The 24,495-nt window shown below is 66.0% G+C and carries 25 protein-coding genes; 16 read left to right on the forward strand and 9 right to left on the reverse strand.

Annotated features, from left to right (window positions below; translation table 11 throughout):
- Both CJ028_RS07130 and CJ028_RS07135 read right to left on the reverse strand, forming a co-directional pair.
- A partial coding sequence (locus CJ028_RS07130) for a DUF222 domain-containing protein (RefSeq protein ID WP_129590412.1) occupies positions 1–824 on the reverse strand: 824 nt, incomplete at its 3' end.
- A 211-nt stretch (positions 825–1,035) separates the two neighbouring features.
- A complete protein-coding gene (locus CJ028_RS07135) occupies positions 1,036–2,256 on the reverse strand; it encodes a PucR family transcriptional regulator (RefSeq protein ID WP_105034584.1) in 1,221 nt (406 codons plus the stop codon).
- A 105-nt stretch (positions 2,257–2,361) separates the two neighbouring features.
- On the opposite strand from CJ028_RS07135, the gene CJ028_RS07140 reads away from it, so the two are divergent.
- Genes CJ028_RS07140 through rraA form a run of 6 tightly spaced genes read left to right on the forward strand, consistent with a single transcriptional unit; the run spans position 2,362 to position 7,592 of the window.
- Entirely contained in the window at positions 2,362–3,228 is an 867-nt protein-coding gene (locus CJ028_RS07140; protein WP_105034585.1) for a chorismate synthase, read from the forward strand.
- Entirely contained in the window at positions 3,225–4,334 is a 1,110-nt protein-coding gene (gene menC / locus CJ028_RS07145; RefSeq protein WP_105034586.1) for an o-succinylbenzoate synthase, read from the forward strand. Before CJ028_RS07140 ends, menC begins: the two co-directional genes overlap by 4 nt.
- 25 nt (positions 4,335–4,359) lie before the next feature.
- Positions 4,360–5,295 (forward strand): ABC transporter substrate-binding protein, encoded by a 936-nt coding sequence (locus CJ028_RS07150; protein WP_105034587.1) that lies wholly within the window; start codon positions 4,360–4,362, stop codon positions 5,293–5,295.
- A gap of 4 nt (positions 5,296–5,299) precedes the next feature.
- The gene (locus tag CJ028_RS07155) at positions 5,300–6,301 is read left to right on the forward strand and encodes an amino acid ABC transporter permease (protein WP_105034588.1); all 1,002 of its coding nucleotides are present in this window, start codon (positions 5,300–5,302) and stop codon (positions 6,299–6,301) included.
- Positions 6,298–7,074 carry an amino acid ABC transporter ATP-binding protein gene (locus tag CJ028_RS07160; protein ID WP_276309373.1) on the forward strand — a complete coding sequence of 259 codons (777 nt, stop codon included), beginning with the start codon at positions 6,298–6,300 and terminating at the stop codon, positions 7,072–7,074. Before CJ028_RS07155 ends, CJ028_RS07160 begins: the two co-directional genes overlap by 4 nt.
- A 50-nt stretch (positions 7,075–7,124) precedes the next feature.
- Positions 7,125–7,592 carry a ribonuclease E activity regulator RraA gene (rraA, locus tag CJ028_RS07165; protein WP_105034589.1) on the forward strand — a complete coding sequence of 156 codons (468 nt, stop codon included), beginning with the start codon at positions 7,125–7,127 and terminating at the stop codon, positions 7,590–7,592.
- Between the two features lie 56 nt (positions 7,593–7,648).
- On the opposite strand, the gene CJ028_RS07170 is transcribed toward rraA, so the two are convergent.
- Both CJ028_RS07170 and CJ028_RS07175 read right to left on the reverse strand, forming a co-directional pair.
- Positions 7,649–8,224 carry a PepSY domain-containing protein gene (locus CJ028_RS07170; RefSeq protein ID WP_105034590.1) on the reverse strand — a complete coding sequence of 192 codons (576 nt, stop codon included), beginning with the start codon at positions 8,222–8,224 and terminating at the stop codon, positions 7,649–7,651.
- Between the two features lie 152 nt (positions 8,225–8,376).
- Entirely contained in the window at positions 8,377–9,255 is an 879-nt protein-coding gene (locus CJ028_RS07175) for a hypothetical protein (RefSeq protein WP_105034591.1), read from the reverse strand.
- A 266-nt stretch (positions 9,256–9,521) separates the two neighbouring features.
- Here CJ028_RS07175 and CJ028_RS07180 point away from each other — a divergent pair, with 266 nt between their 5' ends.
- The 4 genes from CJ028_RS07180 to CJ028_RS07200 all read left to right on the forward strand — a co-directional run bounded on the left by CJ028_RS07180 (position 9,522) and on the right by CJ028_RS07200 (position 13,212).
- Positions 9,522–10,322 (forward strand): nuclease-related domain-containing protein, encoded by an 801-nt coding sequence (locus CJ028_RS07180; RefSeq protein ID WP_205683969.1) that lies wholly within the window; start codon positions 9,522–9,524, stop codon positions 10,320–10,322.
- Between the two features lie 169 nt (positions 10,323–10,491).
- Complete coding sequence (locus tag CJ028_RS07185) at positions 10,492–11,901, forward strand: sensor histidine kinase (RefSeq protein WP_105034593.1); 1,410 nt, start codon at positions 10,492–10,494, stop codon at positions 11,899–11,901.
- Between the two features lie 95 nt (positions 11,902–11,996).
- Positions 11,997–12,689 carry a hypothetical protein gene (locus tag CJ028_RS20920; RefSeq protein WP_161498920.1) on the forward strand — a complete coding sequence of 231 codons (693 nt, stop codon included), beginning with the start codon at positions 11,997–11,999 and terminating at the stop codon, positions 12,687–12,689.
- Positions 12,690–12,741: 52 nt separating this feature from the next.
- On the forward strand, positions 12,742–13,212 hold the full coding sequence (locus CJ028_RS07200; RefSeq protein ID WP_105034596.1) for a heme-degrading domain-containing protein: 471 nt from the start codon (positions 12,742–12,744) through the stop codon (positions 13,210–13,212).
- Here the strand turns inward: CJ028_RS07200 and CJ028_RS07205 are convergent.
- Positions 13,209–13,418 (reverse strand): hypothetical protein, encoded by a 210-nt coding sequence (locus CJ028_RS07205; protein WP_129590413.1) that lies wholly within the window; start codon positions 13,416–13,418, stop codon positions 13,209–13,211. The genes CJ028_RS07200 and CJ028_RS07205 overlap by 4 nt on opposite strands.
- Positions 13,419–13,703: 285 nt before the next feature.
- Between CJ028_RS07205 and CJ028_RS07210 the strand changes: the two genes are divergently transcribed.
- Complete coding sequence (locus CJ028_RS07210) at positions 13,704–14,561, forward strand: nuclease-related domain-containing protein (protein WP_161498921.1); 858 nt, start codon at positions 13,704–13,706, stop codon at positions 14,559–14,561.
- An 8-nt stretch (positions 14,562–14,569) separates the two neighbouring features.
- On the opposite strand, the gene CJ028_RS07215 is transcribed toward CJ028_RS07210, so the two are convergent.
- On the reverse strand, positions 14,570–15,232 hold the full coding sequence (locus tag CJ028_RS07215; RefSeq protein ID WP_105034599.1) for a DUF7002 family protein: 663 nt from the start codon (positions 15,230–15,232) through the stop codon (positions 14,570–14,572).
- Between the two features lie 72 nt (positions 15,233–15,304).
- Positions 15,305–15,793: a 2'-5' RNA ligase family protein gene (locus CJ028_RS07220; protein WP_105034600.1), complete on the reverse strand. Its 489-nt coding sequence runs from the start codon at positions 15,791–15,793 to the stop codon at positions 15,305–15,307.
- Between the two features lie 72 nt (positions 15,794–15,865).
- Between CJ028_RS07220 and CJ028_RS07225 the strand changes: the two genes are divergently transcribed.
- Positions 15,866–17,530 carry an alkaline phosphatase D family protein gene (locus CJ028_RS07225; RefSeq protein ID WP_105034601.1) on the forward strand — a complete coding sequence of 555 codons (1,665 nt, stop codon included), beginning with the start codon at positions 15,866–15,868 and terminating at the stop codon, positions 17,528–17,530.
- Between the two features lie 176 nt (positions 17,531–17,706).
- Here the strand turns inward: CJ028_RS07225 and tkt are convergent, their stop codons facing one another.
- Positions 17,707–19,773, reverse strand: coding sequence for a transketolase (tkt, locus tag CJ028_RS07230; protein ID WP_105034602.1), 2,067 nt, complete (start codon positions 19,771–19,773; stop codon positions 17,707–17,709).
- A gap of 63 nt (positions 19,774–19,836) precedes the next feature.
- Here tkt and CJ028_RS07235 point away from each other — a divergent pair, with 63 nt between their 5' ends.
- The 4 genes from CJ028_RS07235 to ulaA all read left to right on the forward strand — a co-directional run bounded on the left by CJ028_RS07235 (position 19,837) and on the right by ulaA (position 23,459).
- Positions 19,837–20,985: an ROK family protein gene (locus CJ028_RS07235; protein WP_240607139.1), complete on the forward strand. Its 1,149-nt coding sequence runs from the start codon at positions 19,837–19,839 to the stop codon at positions 20,983–20,985.
- A gap of 135 nt (positions 20,986–21,120) precedes the next feature.
- The gene (locus CJ028_RS07240; protein WP_105034604.1) at positions 21,121–21,600 is read left to right on the forward strand and encodes a PTS sugar transporter subunit IIA; all 480 of its coding nucleotides are present in this window, start codon (positions 21,121–21,123) and stop codon (positions 21,598–21,600) included.
- Positions 21,597–21,869: a PTS sugar transporter subunit IIB gene (locus CJ028_RS07245; RefSeq protein WP_105034605.1), complete on the forward strand. Its 273-nt coding sequence runs from the start codon at positions 21,597–21,599 to the stop codon at positions 21,867–21,869. Before CJ028_RS07240 ends, CJ028_RS07245 begins: the two co-directional genes overlap by 4 nt.
- Before the next feature lie 48 nt (positions 21,870–21,917).
- The gene (gene ulaA, locus CJ028_RS07250; protein ID WP_105034606.1) at positions 21,918–23,459 is read left to right on the forward strand and encodes a PTS ascorbate transporter subunit IIC; all 1,542 of its coding nucleotides are present in this window, start codon (positions 21,918–21,920) and stop codon (positions 23,457–23,459) included.
- 56 nt (positions 23,460–23,515) lie between these two features.
- On the opposite strand, the gene CJ028_RS07255 is transcribed toward ulaA, so the two are convergent.
- Complete coding sequence (locus tag CJ028_RS07255) at positions 23,516–24,493, reverse strand: NAD(P)H-quinone oxidoreductase (RefSeq protein ID WP_105034607.1); 978 nt, start codon at positions 24,491–24,493, stop codon at positions 23,516–23,518.
- Positions 24,494–24,495: the final 2 nt, after the last annotated feature.

A 24,495-nucleotide genomic window follows, 5' to 3' on the forward strand; every position in this document is an offset into this window, starting at 1 on the left:
AACAGCACCCGGCGATCGGACAGGCACCGGCTGCGGCGCACGGTGATGCTGTCAGGGTGGAACCGTTCCCGGAGCTTGCGGGCCTTGCCGTCGAACTGCGTCGCGGTGAGGCGTTTGGCGTGCGGCAACAGCACCGCCTCTAGTTCAGCGCGGGCGGGCTGCGGCACGGAACCGAGCTGCTCGATCACCCGGCGCGCATGGCGGAGGGAAATGTCTCCGGCGCGGAGCGCGGTGAGAGTATCGGGCCGCTCGACCACCAGTTGCCGGCTCTCCTGCAGGAGCCCGGAGGCGGTGCCGGCCGGGATGCGCAGCGCACACGCCATCTCCGCGACCAGGCCCTGCTGCGCGGCGAACGTCGCGTCCCAGTCATGCGCATGGCCCGGCCCGGACAGGGGCCGGCCGGTTTCGGCGGTGTTAGTCGTGTAGTCCCACGCCTCGGTAAGAACCTCCGCCTTGCTCGCCTGCGCCCACGAGATGACCTTCTCGAGCTCGAGAACCCGGTCCACGAACTCCGCCTGCCGACGTTGGAACGGACTCAGGCCCGCGAGTGGGTCCGGCACGGACTGGGCAGCTGCCGGGAAGGCGGCCTGGAAGGCGGCGTCGGCGTGTTCTTCGGCCTCCCACACCAACCGGCACTCCTCGCGGAACGCGTCAATGAATGCACGGTCTTCAGCGGAGAAGGACCACTCCACCTGCTCCCCGTCGTGGCTACCGTCGAAGTCCGAATCGTCGAAGTCCGAAGCATCGAAGTCCGAATCGGGGAGGGAAGAATCGGCGGAGGGATCGATGCCGCCCGGTTGAGGGGTGTCGCCGCTCTGGCTCATGGTTTTATTGTACCAAAATCATGGGCTGAAGTCGAGAGATTCTCAGATACCTTTGGATTTCTGTGCGAAAGTGCATTCGGGCTGAGCGTCGCGTTTTCGAGACCGTCTCGCGTTGGTCAATGGGGGTCTCGATAAGCTCGACTAGCGGACGGGGGCTGGTATCCGCATGCAAGTTGCGTTGAACATCGACGGACAGCGTGGGCGCACGATGCTATTCGGCCACGCGCAGGCTCAACCAGAGCGTCAGGGTGTCGTCGGCGTTGTCGAGGTCAATGCTGAACAGGTCGCGCACCCGGCGCAACCGGTAGCGCAGCGTGTTTTGGTGTATTGAGAGCAGCGCGGCCGTGCGGGCCGAGTCCCGCCCGCAGTCAAGGTAGGTACGCAGGGAGAGCGCATACTCGGTGCCCGAACGCGCATCCAGGTCGAGCACCGCCTGCGCCTGGGACGAGAACAACCGTGGGGTATCCCGCAGCACCTGCCCGAGTTCGAGCAGGCTCAGCCGGCTGCCCACATTGCGTGCACTCACGACCGGGCCAGCGAGGTCCGTCAGCAACAGCACAAGATCAGCATCCCGCCGTGACCGGGCGATCGTGTCGACACAGGTTACCCGCGATCCAACGGATGCCCGCAGCGCGATCCGCATCGCAATTGTCGCCCGCGCGACCAGGCGGGCGGCCATCGCTTCTATGCTGATCAACTGTGCATCGTTGAGCTGCTCGCCGACGAACAGTGCATAAACCGTGGTGCCGATGGCGACACACTCGGTGCCGCTCTGGTGCGCCTCGCAGGCCATCGCCACGAGGTCGACCAGCCGGTTCATTCGCAGTTCATCGCCGGCGGGACCGAACTGAGGCTGAAAAGCGAGGGCCACGTACCGGCCGGCCGGGTCGAGGCCGAGCTGGGCGGCGACGAGGCGGGCATCCGCGTCGCCGTCGAGCAGTCGGCGCAGCAACACCGCGCGTTGCGCCCTGGCCAAATCGGCGGCGCTGCGAGCACGCAGAATATGCAGCGCAGCGATGTCCGCTGCGCGTTCCAGTTCGGCGGCGGCAGCATCGTCGAGCTCGCCCGAGGCGTCGACCACCCAGATCGATCCGAGCGGCTCGGTGCCCACCCGCACCGCGACCGCCAACCGAGCCAGGCCCACCGGTACCGCAGGTTCACCGGGCAGGTTCGGCGTCATGGCCCCGGGCAGCCGCACGGCGCCGCGCGCCCGAAACAGCGAGGCGTAGGCCTCATCATTGTCGGGCAGGTCGGGCACCTGACGGCCGAGAATGCCATCGCGCCTGGTGTCGTCGATCGGCTGGTCGGGCAGTGTCGAGTAGGCCAGCACCCGGGTCTGCAGGTCTTCGATCGCTGTCGCTCCGCCGACCATCGCGGCGATGGCGTTGGCCAGCGCGAACAGGTCGCCGACCGGCAGTCCCAGGGAAGTCATCCGTCTACCGTAGTAAACCCGTATTGTGCTGGGCAACCATAATTCACTGCGTTCTTCGTGCTAAACGCTAAAGATCGCGGCAGGCGACCCGGCCACACTGGGCAGATGTCGCCCTCACCCACCCTCGCCGCCGTTACGGAACAGGCCCAGGCCGCAGCCTGGGTGGCCGCCAAATCGGCCGGCGTGCGGGTAAACGACGAGAGCACCCTCGCCGGCTTTCTCGAGATTGAGGCACTCTTTAACCGGGTCTGGCTGCTGCCGCCCGGCGAGAGCGCCATCCCTTCGGAACTGCTGCGCAGCATAAGCCACGCCGGCTGCAATGTGACCGCTGCCCGCGACCCGGCCGGCCGGCTCGTCGGTGCCGCCGCCGCCATCGTCACGCCGCAATCGGCGTCAATGTACTCCCTGATCGCCGGCGTCCTCCCGGGCATCAGCGACCGCGGCGTGGGATTCGCCCTTAAACAACACCAGCGTGCCTGGGGCCTGGCCCGCGACCTGACAGAGATGACCTGGACCTTCGACCCCTTGGTCAGCCGAAACGCCCGCTTCAACCTCAGCAAACTCGGCGTCCAGGCCAGCAAGTACGCCGTCGATTTCTACGGTCCGATGCAGGGCGAGATGAACGCCAACGATGAGAGTGACCGTCTGGTCGCCGTCTGGCCGCTCACCAGCGACGAGTCAGTAGCCTGCAGCGAAGGCCGCCCGATCCCGATCGAACGTCCATCCTGGGGGCCCACCGATGTGCTCCGGCTCGGTCCCGACGGCGACCCCGTGCTCGTGGCAGCCGCCGGCACCCTGTGGTGCCGGGTTCCCACCGACATCGTCACATTGCGCGCGCAGAACCCGCAGATCGCGGCCGAGTGGCGGCGGAGCATCCGTTCTATTTTCACCGACGTATTCACTTCGGGGCATATAGCCCGGGGGGTCAGCCGTGACGGCTGGTACCGACTCGCACCAGGAGGAACAGAATGAAAATTGAGACCATCGAGCTACGTCGCGTGCACCTGCCGCTGGTGCGGCCGTTCCGCACGTCCTTCGGTACTTCCACCGAGCGGGAGGTCACCGTCGTGCGTGTCATTACAGCGGATGCCGAGGGCTGGGCCGAGTGCGCCGCCGACGCGCATCCGCTCTACAGTAGTGAATTTCTCGACGCAAGCGACCTGGTCATTCGCGACCACCTTGTGCCCCGGTTGCAGGAGCTTGGCGACCGGCTGAGCGCCGAACTCGTGTCCACGGCGCTCGAACCGGTCAAGGGACACATGATGAGCAAGGCCGTGCTCGAAACGGCCATTCTCGACGCGCAGCTGAAAACCACCGGCGTCTCGTTCGGCAGTCACCTCGGCGCGGTGCGCGACACCGTGCCGGCTGGCGTCTCGGTCGGCATCATGGACTCGATCTCGGAACTGCTGGACGCCGTCGCCGGCTACCTCGCTGAAGGTTACCTGCGCATCAAACTGAAAATCGAACCCGGCTGGGACCTCGAACCGGTGCGAGCCGTTCGCGAACGTTTCGGCCCCGACCTGCTGCTGCAGGTCGACGCCAACACCGCGTACACCCTCGCCGATGCCCGTCACCTTGCACTGCTCGACCCCTTCGACCTGCTGCTGATGGAACAGCCGATGAAGGAGGACGACATGCTCGGACACGCCAACCTGGCTAAACTCATCACGACGCCGATCTGCCTCGATGAGTCGATTGAATCCGCCCGTGACGCCGCGACGGCGATCACCCTCGGCGCCTGCAGCATCATCAACGTCAAACCGGCCAGGGTCGGCGGCTACCTCGAGGCCCGGCGCATCCACGACGTCGCGGCGGCCCACGGCGTGCCGGTGTGGTGTGGAGGTATGCTCGAAACCGGCATTGGCCGGGCCGCCAACGTGGCCCTCGCCGCTCTGCCGAACTTTGTGCTGCCGGGCGACACGTCAGCCTCCAACCGGTACTTCGCGCAGGATCTTACCGCACCGTTCGAGCTTGAGAACGGGCACCTGCGGGTGCCAACCGGCCCCGGCATCGGTGTGGAGGTGCTGCCCGACGTGTTGGCCAGCGTCACCGCCAGCACCGACAGCATCCGTTTCTAGCCCTTCCCAATCAGAGGAGACCGCCATGACCCTGCACGTGAAGCTCGAAACTCGACCGTCCCACCGGCTGATCTGGCCGGTGCTCGGCCTTGTTGCCGGTCTGGCCCTGAGCGGATGCTCCGCCGCGGTTGACAGCACGGAACCCGCCACGGTCACCGGAGAAGTGGACGCCGCGGCGGCCGCCGCGCTGCCCGAGTCGTTCAAGACAGCGGGGATCATCAAAGCTGCGTCCGACATCCCTTACCCACCGATGGAAATGTACGACGAGAAGCAGAACATCACCGGCTTCGACCACGACCTCGCGGCCGCCCTCGGCGTCAAGCTCGGCGTGCGGTTCGAGCTACAAAAACAGGCATTCGCCACGGCGATCCCGTCGCTGCAGGCGGGCAAGAACGACGTGATCATGTCGGGCATGAACGACACGAAGGAGAGGCAGGGCACGCTCGACTTCGTCGACTACTTCCACGCCGGATTCTCCATTCTCGTGCTGGCCGGTAACCCCGAGAACATCACCGGGGTACTCGACCTGTGTGGCAAGGAGGTCGCTGTGCCCAAGGCCACCGTGCAGGCCGATATCTTGCGCAGCTATGACGAGGAATGCACGACGGCCGGCCCCGGACCGGTGATCATCTCCGAGCTGCCCGGCGAGACCGAGGTGCAGACCTCGGTGCGATCGGGCCGCGCCGTCGCCGAGGTCGTCGACTCGGCAGTCGCCGCCCACACCGCGCAGACTGCTGGCGACGGTGAGATGTTCGAGGTCGTCACCGACGACGCCAACCCCAACGGATACAGCCCGGTATACAGCGGAATCGGCATTCTCAAGGAGAACAGCGAACTGAGTGAAGCCATCCGCCTGGCGCTGGTCGCGACGATCGCCGACGGCACCTACGCCGAGATCCTGGCCAAGTACGACCTCACCAATTACGGGCTCGACGAGGCCGGCTTCAACCTGGGGTCGTGACCTGATGCCCAACCTGCCGTTCGCCCGGCCCGGCCCGGGAGCGCCGCCCGTGGCCGCTGTTCCGGTCGGAAATGACGCGGATGTGCGCGACCCCGACGACATCGACGCGGTGCCGCTGCGGCATCCGTGGCGCTGGGTGATCGCGGCTGCGTTGCTCGTCGTGTTCGCCGCGGTGGCCGTGTCGCTCTGGCAGAACGACAACGTGAACCATCCCACGATCAGCGAATTCATCTTCGACCGGCGCATTCTCGACGGGGTCGTGCTCACCCTCGTGCTCACGATCGTGTCGATGGCCGTGTCAACGGTGCTCGCCGTCCTACTGGCCGTCATGCGCTTGTCAAACAACCCGGTCATGAACGCGCTGTCGTGGCTGTACATCTGGGCGTTCCGCGGCACACCGCTGCTGATCCAGATCGTGTTTTGGGGCTACCTCGGGCTGCTCTACGCGCAGATCACTCTGGGAATTCCGTTCACCGACTTCAGCCTGTTCTCGGTCGACACCAACACGCTCATCCCGGCTTTCACCGCTGGGCTGCTCGCGCTCACGCTCAACCAGGCCGCGTACTCGGCCGAAATCGTGCGGGCCGGAATGCTCTCGGTCGACGAAGGCCAGTACGAGGCTGCCTACTCGGTCGGCATGAGCCCCACCTTCACCCTGTTCAAGGTGGTGCTGCCGCAGGCCATGCGGGTGATCATCCCGCCAATGGGCAACGAGACCATCTCGATGCTCAAGAACACTTCGCTGCTCTCAGTCATCGCGGTGCTCGAGGTCTACACGGTCGCCACCCAGATCTCCTCGCAGAACCTGCGCCAGGTGGAACTGCTCGTGGTGGTCAGCTGCTGGTACCTGTTCCTCACCTCGGTGCTGTCGATTCCGCAGTTCTATCTGGAACGCCACTACGGCCGCGGCAACGCCCGCACACTGCCGCCGACTCCGCTCGCGCGGGTGTGGGCCGTGCTGCGCCCGGCGCCGCGCCCCACTATTGAGAGAGCGGATGCCCCGTGACCGACACCCTGCTGCCACCCTTGTTGAGCGCCCGCAAGGTGCGCAAGAGCTTCGGCGGCGTCGAGGTGCTCAAAGGCATCTCCCTCGAGGTCGCGGCCGGTCAGGTCATGTGCCTGCTCGGGCCGTCGGGCTCGGGCAAGAGCACGTTTCTGCGCTGCATCAACCACCTGGAACGCATCGACGGCGGTCGCATCTCGGTCGACGGTGAACTGATCGGATACGCGGCCCGGCACGGCCGCATCTTTGAAATGAACCGCCGCGAGGTCGCCAGGCAGCGCGGTGGCATCGGCATGGTTTTCCAGCGCTTCAACCTGTTTCCGCACATGACCGCCCTCGAGAACATCACCGCGGCACCGATCGGCGTGCGTGGGCTTTTGAAACCGGCGGCCCTGGCCCGCGGCCGCGAGCTGCTCGACCGGGTGGGACTGGCCGATCTGGCACAGTCCTACCCGGCGCAATTGTCGGGAGGGCAGCAACAGCGCGTCGCGATCGCCCGCGCCCTCGCGATGGATCCCAAGCTGCTGTTGTTCGACGAACCGACCAGCGCGCTCGACCCTGAGCTGGTTGGTGATGTGCTCGACGTGATGCGGGGGCTCGCCGCCGACGGCATGACGATGGTCGTGGTCACCCACGAGATCGGCTTCGCCCGTGGCGCCGCCGACGAGGTCGTCTTCATGGACGGCGGGGTCGTGGTAGAAAGCGGGCCGCCGGCCAGTGTGCTCGACCAACCACAGAATCCGCGCACCAAGGCCTTCCTCGACAGCGTCATGTAGTCGGCTGCACGGGGGGCCTACTCTGGAGGCAACGAAACCCTGGAGGAACAATGACCGTCTTGACCGCCGATTTGTACGACGAGCGTGGCGACGAGCTGCAATCCGTACCCCTGCAGTTCCAGACGATCGGTGGGCGAGTGCGCTTCAGCGGCCCGATTCGAACGGTCACCTGCTTCGAGGACAACGCCCTGCTCAAATCGATCTTGTCCACGCCCGGTGACGGTGCCGTCCTCGTCATCGATGGCGGCGGTTCGCTGGGCTCGGCGCTCATGGGCGACATGATCGCCGACCTCGCCGTTGCGAACGGCTGGTCCGGTGCGATTATCAACGGCGCCGTGCGTGACCGGGTCGCCATCGGTGCCCTCGACCTCGGTGTGAAAGCCCTCGGCAGTAACCCCCGCAAGAGTTCCAAGACCGGATCGGGCACAGCGGATGCCGTCGTCGAGTTCGCCGGCGTCGTCTTCACTCCCGGGCGCACCGTCTACTGCGACGAAGACGGCATTCTGGTCGAACGCTGACCGTTAACCGAGTGCGGCCCTGAGCGAATTCGCTCAGGGCCGCACTCATATGGTTGCTACTGCTGAACGTCGTCGATGCGCACGACGACGAAGTTGGCGTCGAGCTCGACGTCGCGATCGCTGCCGTTATCGAGGGTGACCTCAACTTCGTAGACGTGGTCCCAGTCGTCGTCCCGGTCGAAGTCGGTCACGCGACCGGTGCCGATCGCGGCGAGGGCCGCGGCTTCGGCGCTCGCGCGCTCGCTCGCGGCCTGGTCGGCGGCGCTCGAGTCGGCCGTGGCATTCGGGGTGGCGCTCGGCGCCGAGGAGTTGTTGTTCGACGAGTTGTCGTTGTCGTAGTCGCCGACCCAGACGACGTCGAAGGCGTCGTTGAGTTCTACGTCGACCGCCGTGCCGTCGTCGAGACGCACCTCAAGGTCATAGGCGCTGCCGCCGTCATCGTTGCGCTCTGCGCTGGTCACGGTACCGGGGCCGACTTCGGCCAGGGCTGCGTTGCTCGCGCGGTCGAGCGTCTCGCCGGTGAGGGGGCCATCGTTTTCGCCGATGTCGCTGACGGCCAGGGCAATGCCGGCGCCGCCCAACACGAGTACAACGCCGATTGCGCTGGCGATGAGAATATTCTTTTTGTTCATGGTGCAGGTGCCTTACGTCGGTGCCCCCAGGCGAAGGGGACCGAACGGTCATGCCTAAGTTGCTGGCTTCAGCATAAGCGAAGGAATGTACGCCCCCTTATGATCGCACTCAAGCCTCAGGCAATTCACTGGTAGAGAGCGCGGGCGGGCGGTCAGAGCCGATTCAACGCATCCGTTGCGGCAAACTGTTCGAGCAAGGCCCGCACCTGAATCGACGCCTCGCTGCGCCCAGATCGCACGTTGGGGATGCGCAGCGGCGGTAGCTCGCTCGGCGTCGGAAAATTCGTGTATGCGTCGCGCATGAACTGATCGAGGCGTTCGCCCACCTTGGGATCCTCGGTCCACGACCGCGGCAGCCGGGCCGGCTCACTGAGCGGATCGAACCCGAGCAGAGCCACCCGGGTAGCGGATGCCACGCTGACGTCGGACTCGTCCGTGGGCAGCGGGCGAGCCATCCGCACCCCGGCGAAGACCACTCCGGTCCCGAGCAGTAGCCAAGCGATCGGCAATATGGCCTGCATGCTGATTTCACCGCCGGTGAGCAGCACAAAAAAGTAGGCAAAGACCCAGACCACCGGGGACAGCAGCATGAGAGCGATACCACCGCGACGAATGGATCGCGAACGCTTCGATCGAAGCGCAGTGGTGCCCAGCCGGCCGGCGGTGAATTCCTCCTGCTGTTCCGGCGAGATGACCTGGCTGGCATCAAACCGCCAGACGGCCACGATGGCTTCAGCGCGAGCGGCGATGGCCTGGCTCAGCAGGGACGCCCGCGGAGCCCAATCGCAGTATTTCTGACCGTCGAGAGACTGCACCCATAACCGATAGTTGATGTGGCGCTGCTCACTGACACCTTGCGTGGTCGCATAGGACGTCGCCGAAGCCGCAGCGGTCGCCCGAGCGTTTGTCGTGAACGAGGTTTGCTGGCCCTCCGGCTCTTCCGGGGAGGTGCTGGCGTTGAACGCGACGACGGCGGCAGTCGCTGCGGCCTGCGTATTGGTGACAGCGCGCGACAGATCATTGTCGATCATGAACTTCCCCCGGACATTCCTACGACCCTCGGCAACATGCCGATTGGTCGTGCCTTGGGGTTGCTGTGGAACAACCGGGCAATTTCATCGTGGCACAACCGAGTCTGTAATAGGCCATCCAAGCCGACGCCTCCCCCGTACTGGGGTGAACAAAGCCTCCCTCAATGCAAAAAAATCAGGCATATGCCCGCGCGCAACCTCCCAATCGGGGGGCTGCTGGGGCTGGCTGCCAGGCCGCTATATTCAAGCACCCGAAGAGGAGAGCCGTGACAATCGATGCTCCCATAATGCGACAGCGTTGCCCTGCGCAGTCGATCATAGAAGTGCTCCTGCTGGAGCAACGTTTGGTTGCGCCCCGCAGCCCGCTGGAGCGCCTGGTCGGTCGGTCGCCGCTCGGCGCCGACAGCGCGCGCTGCTTCGACGCCGCCCGCGCTGAAATTGCCGTTGGGCTGGCCTTAGCCGAGCTGCCGAGGGAATGGATCGTCTTTCACTCCCTGCCGGTGGGAGAGCGCGGCGCCGACGTCGACCACCTCGTGATCGGACCGGCCGGCGTGTTCGCCCTGCACTCCGACCGCCAGGCGCGCAAATCGGTACTGGTCGCCGGGCGCAGCGTGCACGTCGGTGCCCAGAAAATTCCCTATATCAGGGAAGCCGAATACGAGGCGGTCAGCCTCACCACTCTGCTTTCCGAGCGGATGCCGCGCGCCGCGTCGGTGCACGGTGTTGTCGTGTTCGTCGATACCAAGAGTGTGACCGTGACGGCGCAGCCGTCACGGGTGAAAGTGATCGAGGCCGCCGACCTCTGTGCCTGGTTGAAGGGGCTTCCCCCGGTGCTGGCACCGCTCGACCGGTTGGAAATTGCCGGGTTCATCGAGAACCCCGCGCTCTGGCAGGCCCTCGCGGCTATGGAACCAGCTGAGATTCTGCAGCGGTTCGACGAGCTTGAGTCAGAAGTGGCGCATGCGCGTCGTACCCGGCTGCTGTGGTTGCCGCTCGGAATGGTTCTCACGACACTTGGAGCTCTGGAACTGCTGCTGATGTGGCCACAGCTCGTCAGCGCGCTGTAATCTTCGCCGCAACTGCAAAAGCCGCTCGGTGCCGTGCACAATAAACCGCACCGAGCGGCTTCTGCTCATGCCGGCTAGGAGGTCGGTGCGACGGGTGCGTCCGTCGGCGCGATCGGTGCGACGGGCAGGGTGCCGTCAGCGACTACGAGTCGTCGCCGCCGTTTTGGCGATGCTCGCGATTGTGCTGGTGACGGTCGGTATTCTGATCAACCTCGTGCTCGGCGGTCAGCTGCGCGCCGACCTGCAGCAACGGCTGATCAACCGGGTCGGTTACGCGCAAATTCTGGCCGAGCAGGGCCTGGAAGCGCAGAGTCTGGCAAACCGGCTGACCGGCGACGACGTCACCGTCACGTATTCGGTCGGCGGCGATACGGTCTACGGCCGGGCCGATCCCGATCTCGAACCCGGACGCGGGCCGGGCGCTCCGCCGCACGCCGAGTCCGTGCCCGGCGCGATCGTGACGCAAACCGGCGACCGCCTCTCGATCACCCAAACCGTCGCCGGCGGAACCCTCACCCTCAGCTCGAGTGAGGCCGGCATCGACGCGGTGTTGGTACAGCTGCGCACGATCGAGGTCGTGGCCGGCCTGCTCACCATCGTCGTGACCGGACTGCTGCTGACCGGCGTGGTCCAAGTCGCGTTGCGCCCGCTCACCCGCATGACAGCGCTCGCGCTGACCATCACCCAGGGTGATCGCGGTGGAAGGCTGCGTCCAGGCAATCCGCGCACCGAAATCGGGCGCACCGCCGGCGCCATCGACGACATGCTCCAGGCGCTCGAAACCGCCGAGAACACCGCGCGTGACGCCGCCGCCGAAGCGCAGGCCGCCGAGGCAACGGCCCGGGACGCGGCACAGGTCGCCGCCGCCGCCGAAGAGCGGATGCGCCAGCTGCTCGCCGACGTCTCCCACGAACTCCGCACCCCCGTCGCCGGCCTGCAGGCCAGTGCTGAAACCCTGCTGCGCGACAATCCGCCTCGGGCCGAGCGGGAGAGACTCACGGTCGGCATGATCCAGCAGACCCAGCGGGCCGCTCGGTTGGTCGACGACCTGCTGCTGATGACCCGGCTCGACCAGGGCGACCAGGGCGCGGCGTTCGCACCGGTCGACCTCTCCACACTCGTCAGCGGCGTCGTGGCCGAGCAGCGGATGCTGGGCGTCAGCCGCGAGTTCGCCCTGACCGTCGAGTCCGGTATCTGGGTGAGCGGTGACGCTCAGCGGTTGGCGCAGATTGTGACCAACCTGCTCGGGAACGCGCGCAACGCCACCGAGGTGGGGGCGAGCATCCGCACCGGCCTGGCCGTGATCGACGGCGAGGCGCGACTGACGGTGAGCGATTCCGGCTCCGGCGTGCCAGAGGCCGACCGAGAGCGCATCTTCGAACGTTTCGTGCGCCTCGACCCCGCGCGAGCCAGCAACCGTGGCGGTTCCGGTCTCGGCCTGTCCATTGCCCGAGCGCTTGCTCGAGCGCACGGCGGTACCCTGGAGTGCCTGGGCCCGGTCATGGGCCCGGTCATGGGCTTTGGCGCGCTGCGCGGTGCCCGCTTCGTGCTGACGCTGCCCCTGGTAGCCGCCCGCTGAGTTGGACAGTCATTCGCTTGGTAAAAAGTCCCCCATTCTGGGGGTCCTACGGCCGGGGCGGCACTGGCAAGATGTAGAACCCGGCGAGGAGCACGATGACTCACATACTCTCCACGCGGCGGCGTCTGTCGACGCCCCCGGAACGACCCGAATCGACCCGCGCCGGAGCGCCTCGATTATCAAGCGGCCCAGCCTGGCTGCTCGGCCGTGCGCCCCGCACTGCGGCGACGCCGACCGACCTGGCTCTGGTCCGCGTGCAGACTGAATCCGCCGTCGATCGGCTGCTTGCTGCGCTGCCCGAACATTGGGCCGCATTCACGTTGCCCACACTCGGCGGTGGCGGCCAGAGCGCGATGCGCCTGCTGGTCGGCCCCGGCGGGGTTCTCGCCCTGCACGCGCAGCTCTGCGACGGCCAGATTGCCTGGGTGCATCGCCAGAGTGTGCTCGTCGCCGGCCAGCGCTCGCCGGATCTCGCGGTCGCCGCAGCCGGCGCAAATCAGCTCACCATGTTGATTCGCGGGCGGCTGCCGCTGCGCACCGCGGTGCAGCCGGCGCTCGTGCTGTTGGGTGCGCGCGCGCTGTGGGTCACCGGCCGTTCGGGCCGGCTGTCGGGCAGAACATCGCTGGTGCCGGTGTTCGGGGCCGCCACACTGGGCGATTGGCTGGCCGCGCACCCGCAGGTGTTGCGCCCGATCGAGCGCATGGAACTTGCCGCCGTGATCGACAACCCGCTCACCTGGGGTAGTCGCCCGACAATTCTGCCCCGGCCCGGTAGCGTGGGGGACTAGCCGTCCGGCAACTGCGGTGGCACGGCAACGACGCCCCCGGATTGGACCCTCGATGCACACCGACGACCTCGCCCAGCTGCAGATTCTGCTCGAACAGGAACGCACTCTGCAATTCGATGCGTTCAGCCACGACGATGCCTGGGCGCTAGGCATCAGGCTCCGCACGATCGCCGCCGCCCAGGCGTTGCCGGTAGCGATCTCGATCGTGTTGGGTGACCAGCGGGTGTTTCATGCAGGGCTGGCGGGAGCATCCGCTGATAATGACGGCTGGCTGGAGCGCAAATTCGCCGTTGTGCGCCGCTACGGACACTCCTCACTCGCCGTCGGCGTGGAATTTCGCAGCCGCGGCGTCGACTTCGACGTTGATTCCCGACTCGACCCCACACGTTTCGCGGCCCACGGGGGAGCATTTCCGCTGTTCGTACGCGGGTCGATGGTCGGTGTGGTCGGCGTTTCCGGGCTGCCGCAGCTCGACGATCACGCCCTCATCGTCGAGGCGTTGCGGGCGCAGTCGGCCTCCTAACGCTTGGCTGGCCCGTGACCCTTGGCCGAGAGCAGTCGGGCACGCACCGAGAACGCACCGCCGATCAGGAGAGACACTACGGCTGCCGGCAGAATGACGTCAACGAACTGGTTGCTCGAGAGCAGGTTGGCCAGCAATAAAAGTACGGCCAGGCCGCTGAAAGCGAGCCCTGAGATCGCGCAAACGTTGAACGTCAGGTGTTTCACGTGCGAATCCAATCGGTGGGGTGGCTTTCAGGCTAGCCGACGTTGCCTTGCTTAATGGGGGAGGCCGCGGGCGGGGTCGCCGCCCTAGATTGACAGCGGATGTTTCGCGCCAGCCCCGCACGTCGCCTCTGCAGCACGAATGAGTATTACTTATTAATTACTAACCAATACGCTTGTGCTGCCGATTGTTAACACGGAATCGGCAGCTGTCGGTGGCACGATAGTGCGGGGTACGAACCCGTAGTGAGGCAAGTGAACGTGGCTATGACAACTCTTAGGTTTGGAATGCAGGCTCGTGATCACGAGCCAGCGGCCTCGGTGACGCCGATCACACCTCTGGCATCCACCGCTCCCGGTCGGTTTGCCGGGCAATCCCTGGTCGAGGAACTGCTCCGCCAACACAGCGATCGGCCGGTGCGTTCCCGGCTCGCACGCACCCTGGGGGCCTCACCGCTCGACGCGAACGAGCTCAGCTGGTTGCGCGCCGCGCAGGCTGAGATGATCGTCGGCGAAATTCTCGGTCGGCTCCCCGAGGGCTACAGCGTCTATCATTCGCTGCCCATTCGCAATACGGCGTTCTGGGTCGACCACCTGGCCGTGGGGCCAGGCGGAATCTTCTCGATCAACTCAAAGACGCACTGGGATCGCGACCTGACCGGGTCGCTGCGCTCGATTCCGATCAATAATCACGCCATGCCGTACCTGCGCGATGCCCGGTTCGAATCGGCTCAGATCACCGCGTTGCTGGCGGCGGTGATGCCGGCAGCAGCCGTGGTTGAACCCGTGATTGTGCTGGTCAACCCGCACAAAATTCTGCTTAACCGCAAACCCAATGCCGTCACCGTCATCGATTCACCTCGACTGCGCCGGTGGATCGTGGCGCGCCCGCGAACGTTCAACCCCGAGCAGCAGGCCGCGGTCACCGCGCTCATCGACGACCCAGCGACCTGGCACGCAGCCGCCACGCCGCTCGTTCCGGCGCAGCTGCACGCTCGGTTCACCGCGCTCGAACAGCAGGTGGCCGCTGCCCGCACCCGGCGCACCACGTTCATGGTGCTCGCCGCCGCCGCTGCTGCGACGGTGCTGGCGGTCGTCACCTCGCCGCTGATCGTCGCCGCCGTCGAATACCTGGCCGTGCGCTGACCAAAGCGTCAGGCGAGGCGCTCGAGAACCGTGCCCTCGCGCATCCGCTCGACGCGTACGACGTGGTCGCGCAGATCGCGCACCCCGCGCGGGATGGCGAGTTCGGCGACATCCTGTCCCTTGGTCACCGCGTGCGACCGGGTCGGGTGTTTGTAGTCCTTGATCGGCTGAAAGGTATCGCGCCCGCGCGGCTCCTTGCTGTGCCGCTGCGCGAAGCCGGAGTTGATCGCGCTCAGCTCGATCTCGTCTTCGTGCGCGGCGACCAGGCTCTTGGTGCGCAGGGTAATCACGGTGTGGGCGTCGTCGCGGTAGGAGCGGGCGTTCAGCAACTCGTGCAAAAACCGCGGCTGCAGGTGAAAGAACACGCGGTCGTTCAGGGCTGCGTACCACTCAGCGAGGGTCATGTCCTCGAGGGCATCGTCGAGCGATGGCTCGTGAATGGCCTTCTGATGACGGATAACCGCGGTTCCGAATTCCGCATGCTCCAGCACGCGTGACTCGCCCCGCCGCTTTCCCAGAATTGCCGCCTGTGGGGCACCCTGTTTGACGCCCCAGCGGGTCACCAGCGCGGCCGGACTGAGCAGCCCGTGCCGCTCGATGGCGGGCCAGCTTTCATCGGCGGCCACGTGGTAGAGCTCGGGGTAGAGACGAATCAGATCGCGGGACAACACGAATTCGAGCGTACTCTCCGCCGGAGTGGCGCGGAGCCAGGCCGGAAGTTCAGGTCAGTACATTTGGCGCAGTTACCGCCGTCGTCCGGGCAGGTCGAGCGTTGCGAGCACCGTGCGGCCGCTGCGTGCCGCTCTCGGCGCCATATCCACGAGGGCGATCTGGGTCAAGTTGAGCTCGTCCCCCGCCTGCACTCGTGCCTGCCGCTTGACCGTGACGTGCGCCCGAAATTCCGGGCCGGCGAACGCCCACTCGTGCGGATCGGTGGTGAGCGGCCGCAGGGCCTCGACCAGCCGGTCGTGCAGTCTCGTCAACGCAACGTTGTCGTCGATCACCGTCACGGCGATGTCGTGGCGACGTCCGAACAGCTCGTCCGGCCCAGCAATTACGGTGAGTGCCGCGTGCCCGGCCAGGGCGGCGGCGGTGACGCGCGCGATCTCGTCGGGCGCAGCATCCGTGTTGAAGGGGGCGAGCACAGTGATGTGCAGCGGCCAATCCTCGACGGCGAAGCGGTCGCCCGTTTCGAGCGGCGTGAGCGGCAGAACGAGAACGAGGCGGGGCATGCGCCGAGTCTAAACGGGCCGGTACTTCGCCAGGGTATAGCCGACCGGCGCTTGGAGCGGTACAACTGACTCATGACGATTTCGCCCTTGATTCTCGGCCCGATGATGCGGTACGTCGACGATGTCTCGGCGAGCATCTGGTGCGAGACGCGGGAGGCCGCTCGGGTTGTGGTGAGCATCGCTGGTCGGTCGTGGATGGTGCACACCTTTGCCGTGCACGCGCACCATTACGCACTCGTACAGGTTGATGGACTACAACCCAACGTGATTCTGCCGTACACCGTTGACATCGATGGAACGCGGGTCTGGCCCGCAGAAGACTCCGCCTATCCGGCGCCCGTCATCGCAACGCTCGGAGGGGGGCATCCGCTTCGGCTGTCGTTTGGGTCCTGCCGAACCAGCGTCAGCCACGACAAAGACGGCAACGGTACGCATGGCGTCGACGCACTGCGCGCCTACGCGCTGCGCCTGGCCTCACCGGATAACGAGATGCCGCGCCCCGACCTGATTCTCTTTCTCGGTGACCAGGTCTACGCCGACCTGACCACGGAGGAGATGCAGAAGTTCATCAAGGCGCGGCGTGACATGACGAAGCCTCCCGGTAAGGAGCTGGCCGACTTCGAGGAGTACGCGCACCTGTATAGCCTGGCCTGGTCCGACGAAGCGAACCGCTGGCTGCTGTCGACCGTGCCGACCGCGATGATTTTCGATGACCACGACATTCGCGATGACTGGAACACGTCGCTGAGCTGGAAGCGGAAGATGCAGGCAACGTCGTGGTGGCAGGGCAGGATCGTGGCCGGGCTGGCGTCGTACTGGGTGTACCAACACCTCGGCAACATGTCACCCGCCGAACGAGCCGACGATGAGATCTGGCGCACGATCGCGTCCCACGACGGCGATTCTGAACTCGATATCAGCTCCACGCTTGACGCGTTTGCAACGCGGTGTGATCAGGAGCCGACCAGCTATCGGTGGAGCTTCTGCCGCGATTTCACGAACGTGCGGCTGATCGTGGTTGACTCCCGCGCGGCCCGCGAACTCGACCCCGCTCGGCGCGCCTTGCTGGACGACGAGGAGACGTCCTGGCTGGACGAGCGGATGCAGGGCGGGTTTCGGCACCTCTTGGTCGGCACGTCGCTGCCGTTTCTGCTGCCGCCCGGACTCCACCACCTGGAATCCTGGGACGAGGCCGTGTCGGAAGGCGCCTGGGGAAAAGCTGCAGCGCGAGTCGGTGAACGGTTACGTCAGCTGGTCGACCTCGAGCATTGGGCTGCGTTCCAGCGCAGCTTTCTGCAGCTGGCACGGATGGCCACAGCGGTAGCCGACGGCCAGCGGGGGAGCGCGCCGCAGACGGTGACATTCTTGTCGGGTGACGTTCACTATTCGACTGTCTCCGAGGTCGAGCGACCGTCGGGCAGCCGCATCGTGCAGGCCGTCTGTTCACCGATCCGCAACCCATTACCCCGTGCGCTGCGGTCCTTTTCTGCCGTACTCTCCTACGGAATGGCCACGCGGCTGACCGCGCTGCTGGCCCGCTCGGCCAAGGTCGCCTCTCCGCCGTTTCGCTGGAAGGGGGTCAAGGGTCCCTGGTTTGAGAACTGCCTGGCGAGCCTGGAAGATACTCCCGACGGACTGAAGCTCTGGTGGGAGACGGGTGTCGTGGACGGCGGCGACCAGCTGCATCCGCTCGTGAAGAACGTGGCCACGGTCACCCTTGAACCCCGGGACCGGTGACGGGAGCGCCACGTCGGTCGGGTTGCGGCAGCCTCGAGCAATTTCTGCACTTCTTCGTCTTCAGTGGCGACGAACCGACACAGCGAAGTCGCTACTCATGGCATGAATCGTGTACCCGGCAGATTTCACGGTCGGTATATCGGGGATAAAGGGGTTCGTTTCATCTTCGATCACGCTCAGCAAGTGAAGATCGCCTGACTTGTTCGCGCGAGCGTACGCCGCGCCGCCGCCACCACGTGCTCCACGGTGACACCGCGCAGCGCCATGATCTCAGGCCCACTGCCCGATTCGCCGAAGTCGTCGATGCCGACGACTTCACCCTCCAACCCGACCCAGCGCCACCAGCCATCGCTGCGTCCAGCCTCGATGGCCACCCGGGCGTGCGTCATTGGCGGCAGCACCTCATCGCGATACACCGAGTCAGCCTCGGCAAACCACTCCACGCAGGGCATCGACACCACGCGCACCGCCAGGCCCTCGGCACTGAGCCGCTCCGCCGCCGCAATCGCCAGGGAGACCTCACTGCCCGTCGCAATCAGTGCCAGGTCGAGGCCGGTTCCGCTCTGCCAGGCCACATAGCCACCGGCGGCAACGCCCGCATCGAGCCCGCTGCGAACGCCGAGGACCGGAACATCCTGGCGGGACAGTACGAGTGCCGCCGGCCCGTCAGGGCTGGCAACGAGGCGACGCCAGACGGCCACGGTTTCGGCGGCATCCGCTGGGCGAATGACGGCGAGCCGCGGCACGGTGCGCAGCGAGGCGATCTGCTCGACCGGCTGGTGGGTAGGGCCGTCTTCGCCGACCGCGACCGAATCGTGGGTGAACACGTAGAGTACGGGCAGGCGCATGAGTGCCGCAAGCCGCATCGCCGGGCGCAGGTAGTCGCTGAACACGAGGTACGTCGACCCGATCGGCCGCCACGGACCGGCCAGGGCGATTCCGTTCAGAATCGCGGCCATGGCGTGCTCGCGAATGCCGAAGTGAATGAAGTCCCCGCCGGGGTTGGACGCCGAAACGGCTGCGCCCGGTACGGTCACGTTGGTGGATCCGCTCAGGTCAGCCGAGCCGCCCCAGAGCGCGAGCTCGGGTGCGAGCGCCTGAATAACCTGCCCGTTCGTCTTGCGGGTGGCCACCGGGGTGCCTGGCGCGGCAATACCGACGGCGTCGAGCGCTGCTGTGGTGGCCAGCTGATCGGTGCCCGAGTGAAAAGCGAGCCAGGCCTGCGCCGCTGCGGGATTTTCAGCGGCCCACGCGGCGAAGTCCGCGCTCCAGCGCGCCTCGAAGTCGAGCCCGCGCTGCACGGCCCGGCGGCAGAAGGTGAGTGCTTCGGGGGAGACGAGTTCCTTGAGCGTGGCGTCCGCGTTGAACCCGAGGGAGCGTTTGATCGCCGCGAGTTCGTCGGCCCCGAATCCGCCGGAATGGGCGGCCGGCTGCCCGCCGAACACAGCCGATGGGGCTCCGATGGTGGTGGACACGGCAACGAGGGTGGGGCGACCGGTGCGGGTCGCAGCGAGGCCCAGCATCCGTTCGATGCCGTCGAGGTCGGTGGCGTCGGCGATCTCCAGCACCCGCCAGCCGTACGCGCGGTAGCGGGCGCGCACGTCTTCGGTGAAGGCATCCGTGGTGTGGCCGTCGATCGTCACGCCGTTGTCGTCCCAGATCAGCACGAGATTCTCGAGCCCGAGCGTACCGGCCAGGCTCGACGCCTCATTCGAGACGCCCTCCTGCAGGCAGCCGTCGCCCGCGAGGGCCCAGACGGTGTGGTCGAGCAGGCTCGATGTTGGGGTGAACGTGGCAGCCTCTTTGCGCGCGGCGATCGCCATTCCCACAGCGGATGCCACCCCCTGCCCGAGCGGACCGGTGCTCATCTCGACTCCCACGGTGTGACCGTGTTCCGGATGCCCGGGGGTACGTGAACCGAGCGTACGGCTGGCCGCAATGTCGTCGAGTGTCAGCCCGTATCCGGTGAGAAAGAGCTGCACGTAGAGCAGCAGGCTCGCGTGCCCGGCGCTGAGCACGAACCGGTCGCGGGCCACCCAGTGCGGGTTGCTGGGGCTGTGCCGCATCACGCGGGAGAACAACACGTGCGAGAGTGGGGCGAGCGCCATCGCGGTGCCGCCATGACCGTGTCCCTTCGACTGCACCACGTGAGCGGGAATGGCGATAGCGGCGGCTACTGCCCGAGCTTCAGCGGAACGATCAACATCGACATCGGTGGTGACAGAACGAGGTTTCACAGTCATACTTCACACATTGGTATATAAATATACTTAAGTCAATCAGAGGAGTTCCGGGTGGCGCATGCCATGTCAACGGGGTCGGGCGTCGTGCTCGACCTCATTCGCGCGGGCACGGCCACCACCCGGCCGGCACTGATCGACGAGCTGGGCTGGTCACGCATCACGCTGGCTCGACGGCTCGACGAACTGCTCGCGGCCGGCATCATCGTCATTGCCGGCCAGAGTGATTCGCGCGGTGGCCGTCCGGCCGAAAGCTTCGCGATCAACACAGACGCTGGTCTGCTGCTCAGCGTCGATATCGGCGGCTCGCACACCCGCGTGGCCGTGACCGACCTGGTCTCGACGATTCTCATCGAAGACGAGGCCGACATCGGGCTCTGGGAAGGCCCGGACGCCGTGTTCACCTGGGCCAACCAGGTTTTCGATTACCTGCTGCGCCAGCTCGGCAAGACCCGCGCCGACGTGCGGGGGATCGGCGTGGGCGTGCCCGGTCCAGTGGATGCCGCGACCGGCCGGCTCGCCGCCCCCCAGATCGACGCACAGTGGAACGACGTGCTCGTGCAGAACTATTTTCCGGCCGACTACACCGCCATTTTCGCCGTCGACCGTGACGTGAACATCATGGCCGTCGCGGAATCCCGGCTCGGTTGGCCCGAGCACCGGGACCTCACCGTACTCAAGGTGGGCCTGGGCATCGGCTGCGCGCTCGTGCTCGACGGCCGCGTCTACCGCGGTGCCCGCGGCGGTGCCGGCGACTTCTCGCACAGCTTCCGCTATGGCGACGAACTGTGCAGCTGCAGCAATAGGGGCTGCCTCGAGGCCGTCGCGAGTGGCTATGCCGTTCGCCGCGAGCTCACCGCCCTCGGCTACCGCATTCGCACCACCGGCGACATCGTGGCGCTCTCGCGCATGGGGTCACCCGATGCCGTGCGGATGCTCGCCGCGGCCGGAGCCGAGATCGGGCGGGCCCTCGTCGATGTCGCCGGCCTGCTGAACCCGGCCATGATCGTCATCGGTGGCCAGCTCGCCGAGGCCGGCGACCCGTACCTGTCGTCGCTGCGCGAGGCCCTCCTCGCGCACGTACGCGCCTTCTCCGGCACGGGCCTCACCGTGGAGCCGAGTCGGCTCGGCAATAAAGCCGGTGTTCTCGGTGCTTCGCTCATCGCGCAGGACGCACTATTCGAGGCCGACCGCATCAGTCACCTCACGCGCTAGGTCTTCGGCCCCGACTTTGGATCACTTATAGACAAAAGTTCTGAATTCGCATTAGGCTCGGAGACACGGCACCAAACTTTTTGGGGCAGACGACGTGGTCTTGCAGTGTGAAGGCCAGAATCAAGGAGTTACCGCATGGCAGTCAATCTCGCCGACGAGCTGCACCAGGCATCCATTCGCACCCACGTCGTCGCCGCAGACTGGCAGGCCGCGATCACCCTGGCCGGCGACGCGCTCGTGGCCGGAGGCGTCACGACCGACGACTACACCGCGGAGATGATCGCCGCCGTTGACAAGCTCGGCCCCTATATCGTCATCGCGCCCGGCCTGGCCATCGCCCACTCCCGCCCATCGCCCGCCGTGCTGCGCGCCGGGCTCAGCTGGGTCTCCCTCGAGGAGCCGGTGAGCTTCGGTCACAAGAAGAACGACCCGGTGTCGCTCGTCATCGGGCTCGCCGCCCCCGACCACGAAGGTCACCTCGAGATGATGCAGGCCCTCGCCGGGGTCCTCATGAACTCCGAGCTGCTCGCCGCGCTCAAAGCGGCAGGCTCGCCCGCCGAGGTGCTCACGCTTATGTTCAACCCCGAACTGCTCACAGAAAAGGCACACTCATGAAAATCATCGCGGTCTGCGGAATGGGGATCGGCACATCCGTTCTCTTGAAAATGAACACCGAAAAGGTGCTGCGCACCCTCGGTATCGACGCCGACGTTGAGGCGGCCGACATCGGCGTGGCTCGCGGCATGGCGCGCGATGCCGAGATCGTACTCACGAGCGAAGAGCTCGCCGAGGAGATCGGCGACGTCGAGGCCCAGGTCATCGTCATCGACAATTTCTTCGACCTCGAAGAAATCACCGAGAAGCTCACCAGCGCACTCGAATAACCCTGTCCCACCAACCGCACAACTGAGTAAGAGAGGGAGCACCCCGACATGGAGTGGTTCTTAGTCATTCTGGATTTCATCGGCCAGCAGATTTTGAATGTGCCGGCCTACCTGGTGGGCATTATCACGGCTGTCGGGCTCATCGCCCTGCGTCGCCCGGTCGGAACCATCATCGGCGGCAGCCTCAAGGCGGCCCTCGGCTTTCTCATTCTCGGTGCTGGCGCCGGGGTAGTTGTTGCCTCACTCACCCCGCTCGGCGACCTGATCCTCAAGGTAACGGGCGCGCAGGGCGTGATTCCGACCAACGAAGTCATTACCGCGCTCGCCGCCGACGAATTCGGAGCGACCAGCGCCTATGTGCTCGTCGTCGGCTTCGTCGTCATGCTGCTGCTGGCACGGTTTACCCCGCTCAAGTACGTGTTCCTCACCGGACACCACATGGTCTTCATGGCCATGATGCTCGCGGTCGTGCTCTCGGTCGGCTTCGGTTCTGAGCTCAGCTGGCTGGTCGTCGTCATCGGTGGTGGCCTGCTCGGCGTGATCATGGTGGTCATGCCGGCCTTCGCTCAGCCGTGGACCAAGCGCATCACCGGCGATGACACTATCGCCATCGGCCACTTCGGAACCCTCGGCTACATCGCTGCCGGCGCCGTCGGCCAGGCCGTCGGCAAGCGCAGCAAGAGCACCGAGCACATCAACTTTCCGCAGAACCTGCGCTTTCTGCGCGACTCCATGGTGGCTACCTCGGTCTCGATGGTCGCCATCTACATGGTCTTCGCCATCTGGGGCCTCATCGCCCTTCCTCGAGCGGATGCCCTCGCCATCTTCGGTTCCGTCGACGGCGGCGCGTTCATCATGGCCGCCTTCGCCCAGGCGCTGCAGTTCGGCGTTGGTGTGGCCATCATCCTCTACGGTGTGCGCACCATCCTCGGCGAGCTCGTCCCCGCGTTCCAGGGTATTGCTGAGAAGGTTGTTCCCGGAGCGCGCCCCGCGCTGGACATTCCGATCGTCTTCCCCTTCGCGGCCAACGCCGTGCTCATCGGTTTCCTCGCGTCTTTCGCCGGCGGCCTGCTCAGCCTCGGGGTGCTGGCTATCTGGCTCGGACCGGTGTTCGGCCTCGCCCTGATTCTGCCCGGCATGGTGCCGCACTTCTTCACCGGCGGTGGCGCCGGTGTCTACGGCAACGCCACCGGCGGTCGTATCGGCGCTATGGTCGGTGGTTTCGTCAACGGAATTCTCATCACCATCCTGCCAGCCATCCTGCTACTGGTTCTCGGCAGCTTCGGCTTCGCCAACAGCACCTTCGGCGACGCGGACTTCGGCTGGTTCGGAACGCTCATTGGCGTGAGCCTGCTCGGTGACAACACCGCCATCGGCGTGATGCTCACCGTGCTCATCGGTCTGGTGCTGGTCCTTGCGGCGATCATCTTCCAGGTCAAAGTCACCGACAAGGGTTGGCTGCCCGGCGCCAAGCACACCGCTTTCGTCGACGCCATCGAAGCCGACCTCAAGGCAACGGCGGCAGCAGCCAAGGCCGAGGCCAAGGCAGCACGCCTGGCCGCCGCCGAGACGGCGGACAAGCAGGCGTAGCTGCTCGAGTCACAGTGGGGGTCGCGCCGGTCGGTGCGGCTCCCTTTCTGAGCCGGTTACGGCACGAGCACAATCTTGCCAACGTGAGCGGATGATTCCAACCGACGGTGCGCATCCGCTGCGCTCTCAAACGAGTATCGTTCGTCGATCACCGGTCGAAACTCGCCCGAGGCGATCCACGGCCAGACCGCCGACTCCAGCGAACGCATGACGGCGACCTTTTCGGCGTGCGACCGGGCGCGCAGGGTGGTTCCCCAGTAGCGGGCGCGCTTCTGCATGAGGCGAAACGGGTCGAACGTGGCCGGTTCACCGCTCTGGTTCGCGAGCACCATAATGCGCCCGTTCACCGCGACCGCCTCGATGTTGCGCGCCGCGTATGAGCCGCCCATGATGTCGAGGATCACGTCGGCGCCTCGCCCGTCGGTGGCGGTGGTGATTTCGGCGACGAAGTCCTGCTCGCGATAGTTGATCAGAATTTCTGCCCCGAGATTCTCACACACGGCGAGTTTCTCGGCTGACCCGGCCGTCACGGCCACTCGGGCATCGGCCAGGCGGGCGAGCTGAATAGCGGTCGTGCCGATTCCGCTGCCGCCGCCGTGCACGAGCAGTGTTTCTCCGGGCTGGAGCTCAGCGCCCATGAACACGTTCGACCACACGGTGGCCAGGGCCTCCGGCAGGGCCGCGGCGTCAATGAGGTCCATTGACAGTGGCACCAGCAGCGCCAGGTCTTCGTGCACCACGGCTTCGGTGGCGTAGCCGCCGCCGGCAAGGAGCGCGCACACGCGATCGCCGATGCCGAACCGGGTCACGTCGTCGCCCACCTCGGTGACCACGCCAGACACCTCGAGCCCCGGCCAGTGCGGTGCGTCGGCGGGCGAGGGATAGTGCCCCTGCCGTTGCAGGATATCCGCTCGGTTCACGCCCGCCGCAGCGACCTTCAGCCGAATGTCGTGGGTCGCAACCTCCGGGTCGGGCTGGGTCGTCAGGGTGAGGGCATCCGGCCCACCGGGGGAGCTAACGATAATTGCGCGCATGT

The organism is Cryobacterium aureum (genome assembly GCF_002954245.1).
Taxonomy (GTDB): domain Bacteria; phylum Actinomycetota; class Actinomycetes; order Actinomycetales; family Microbacteriaceae; genus Cryobacterium; species Cryobacterium aureum.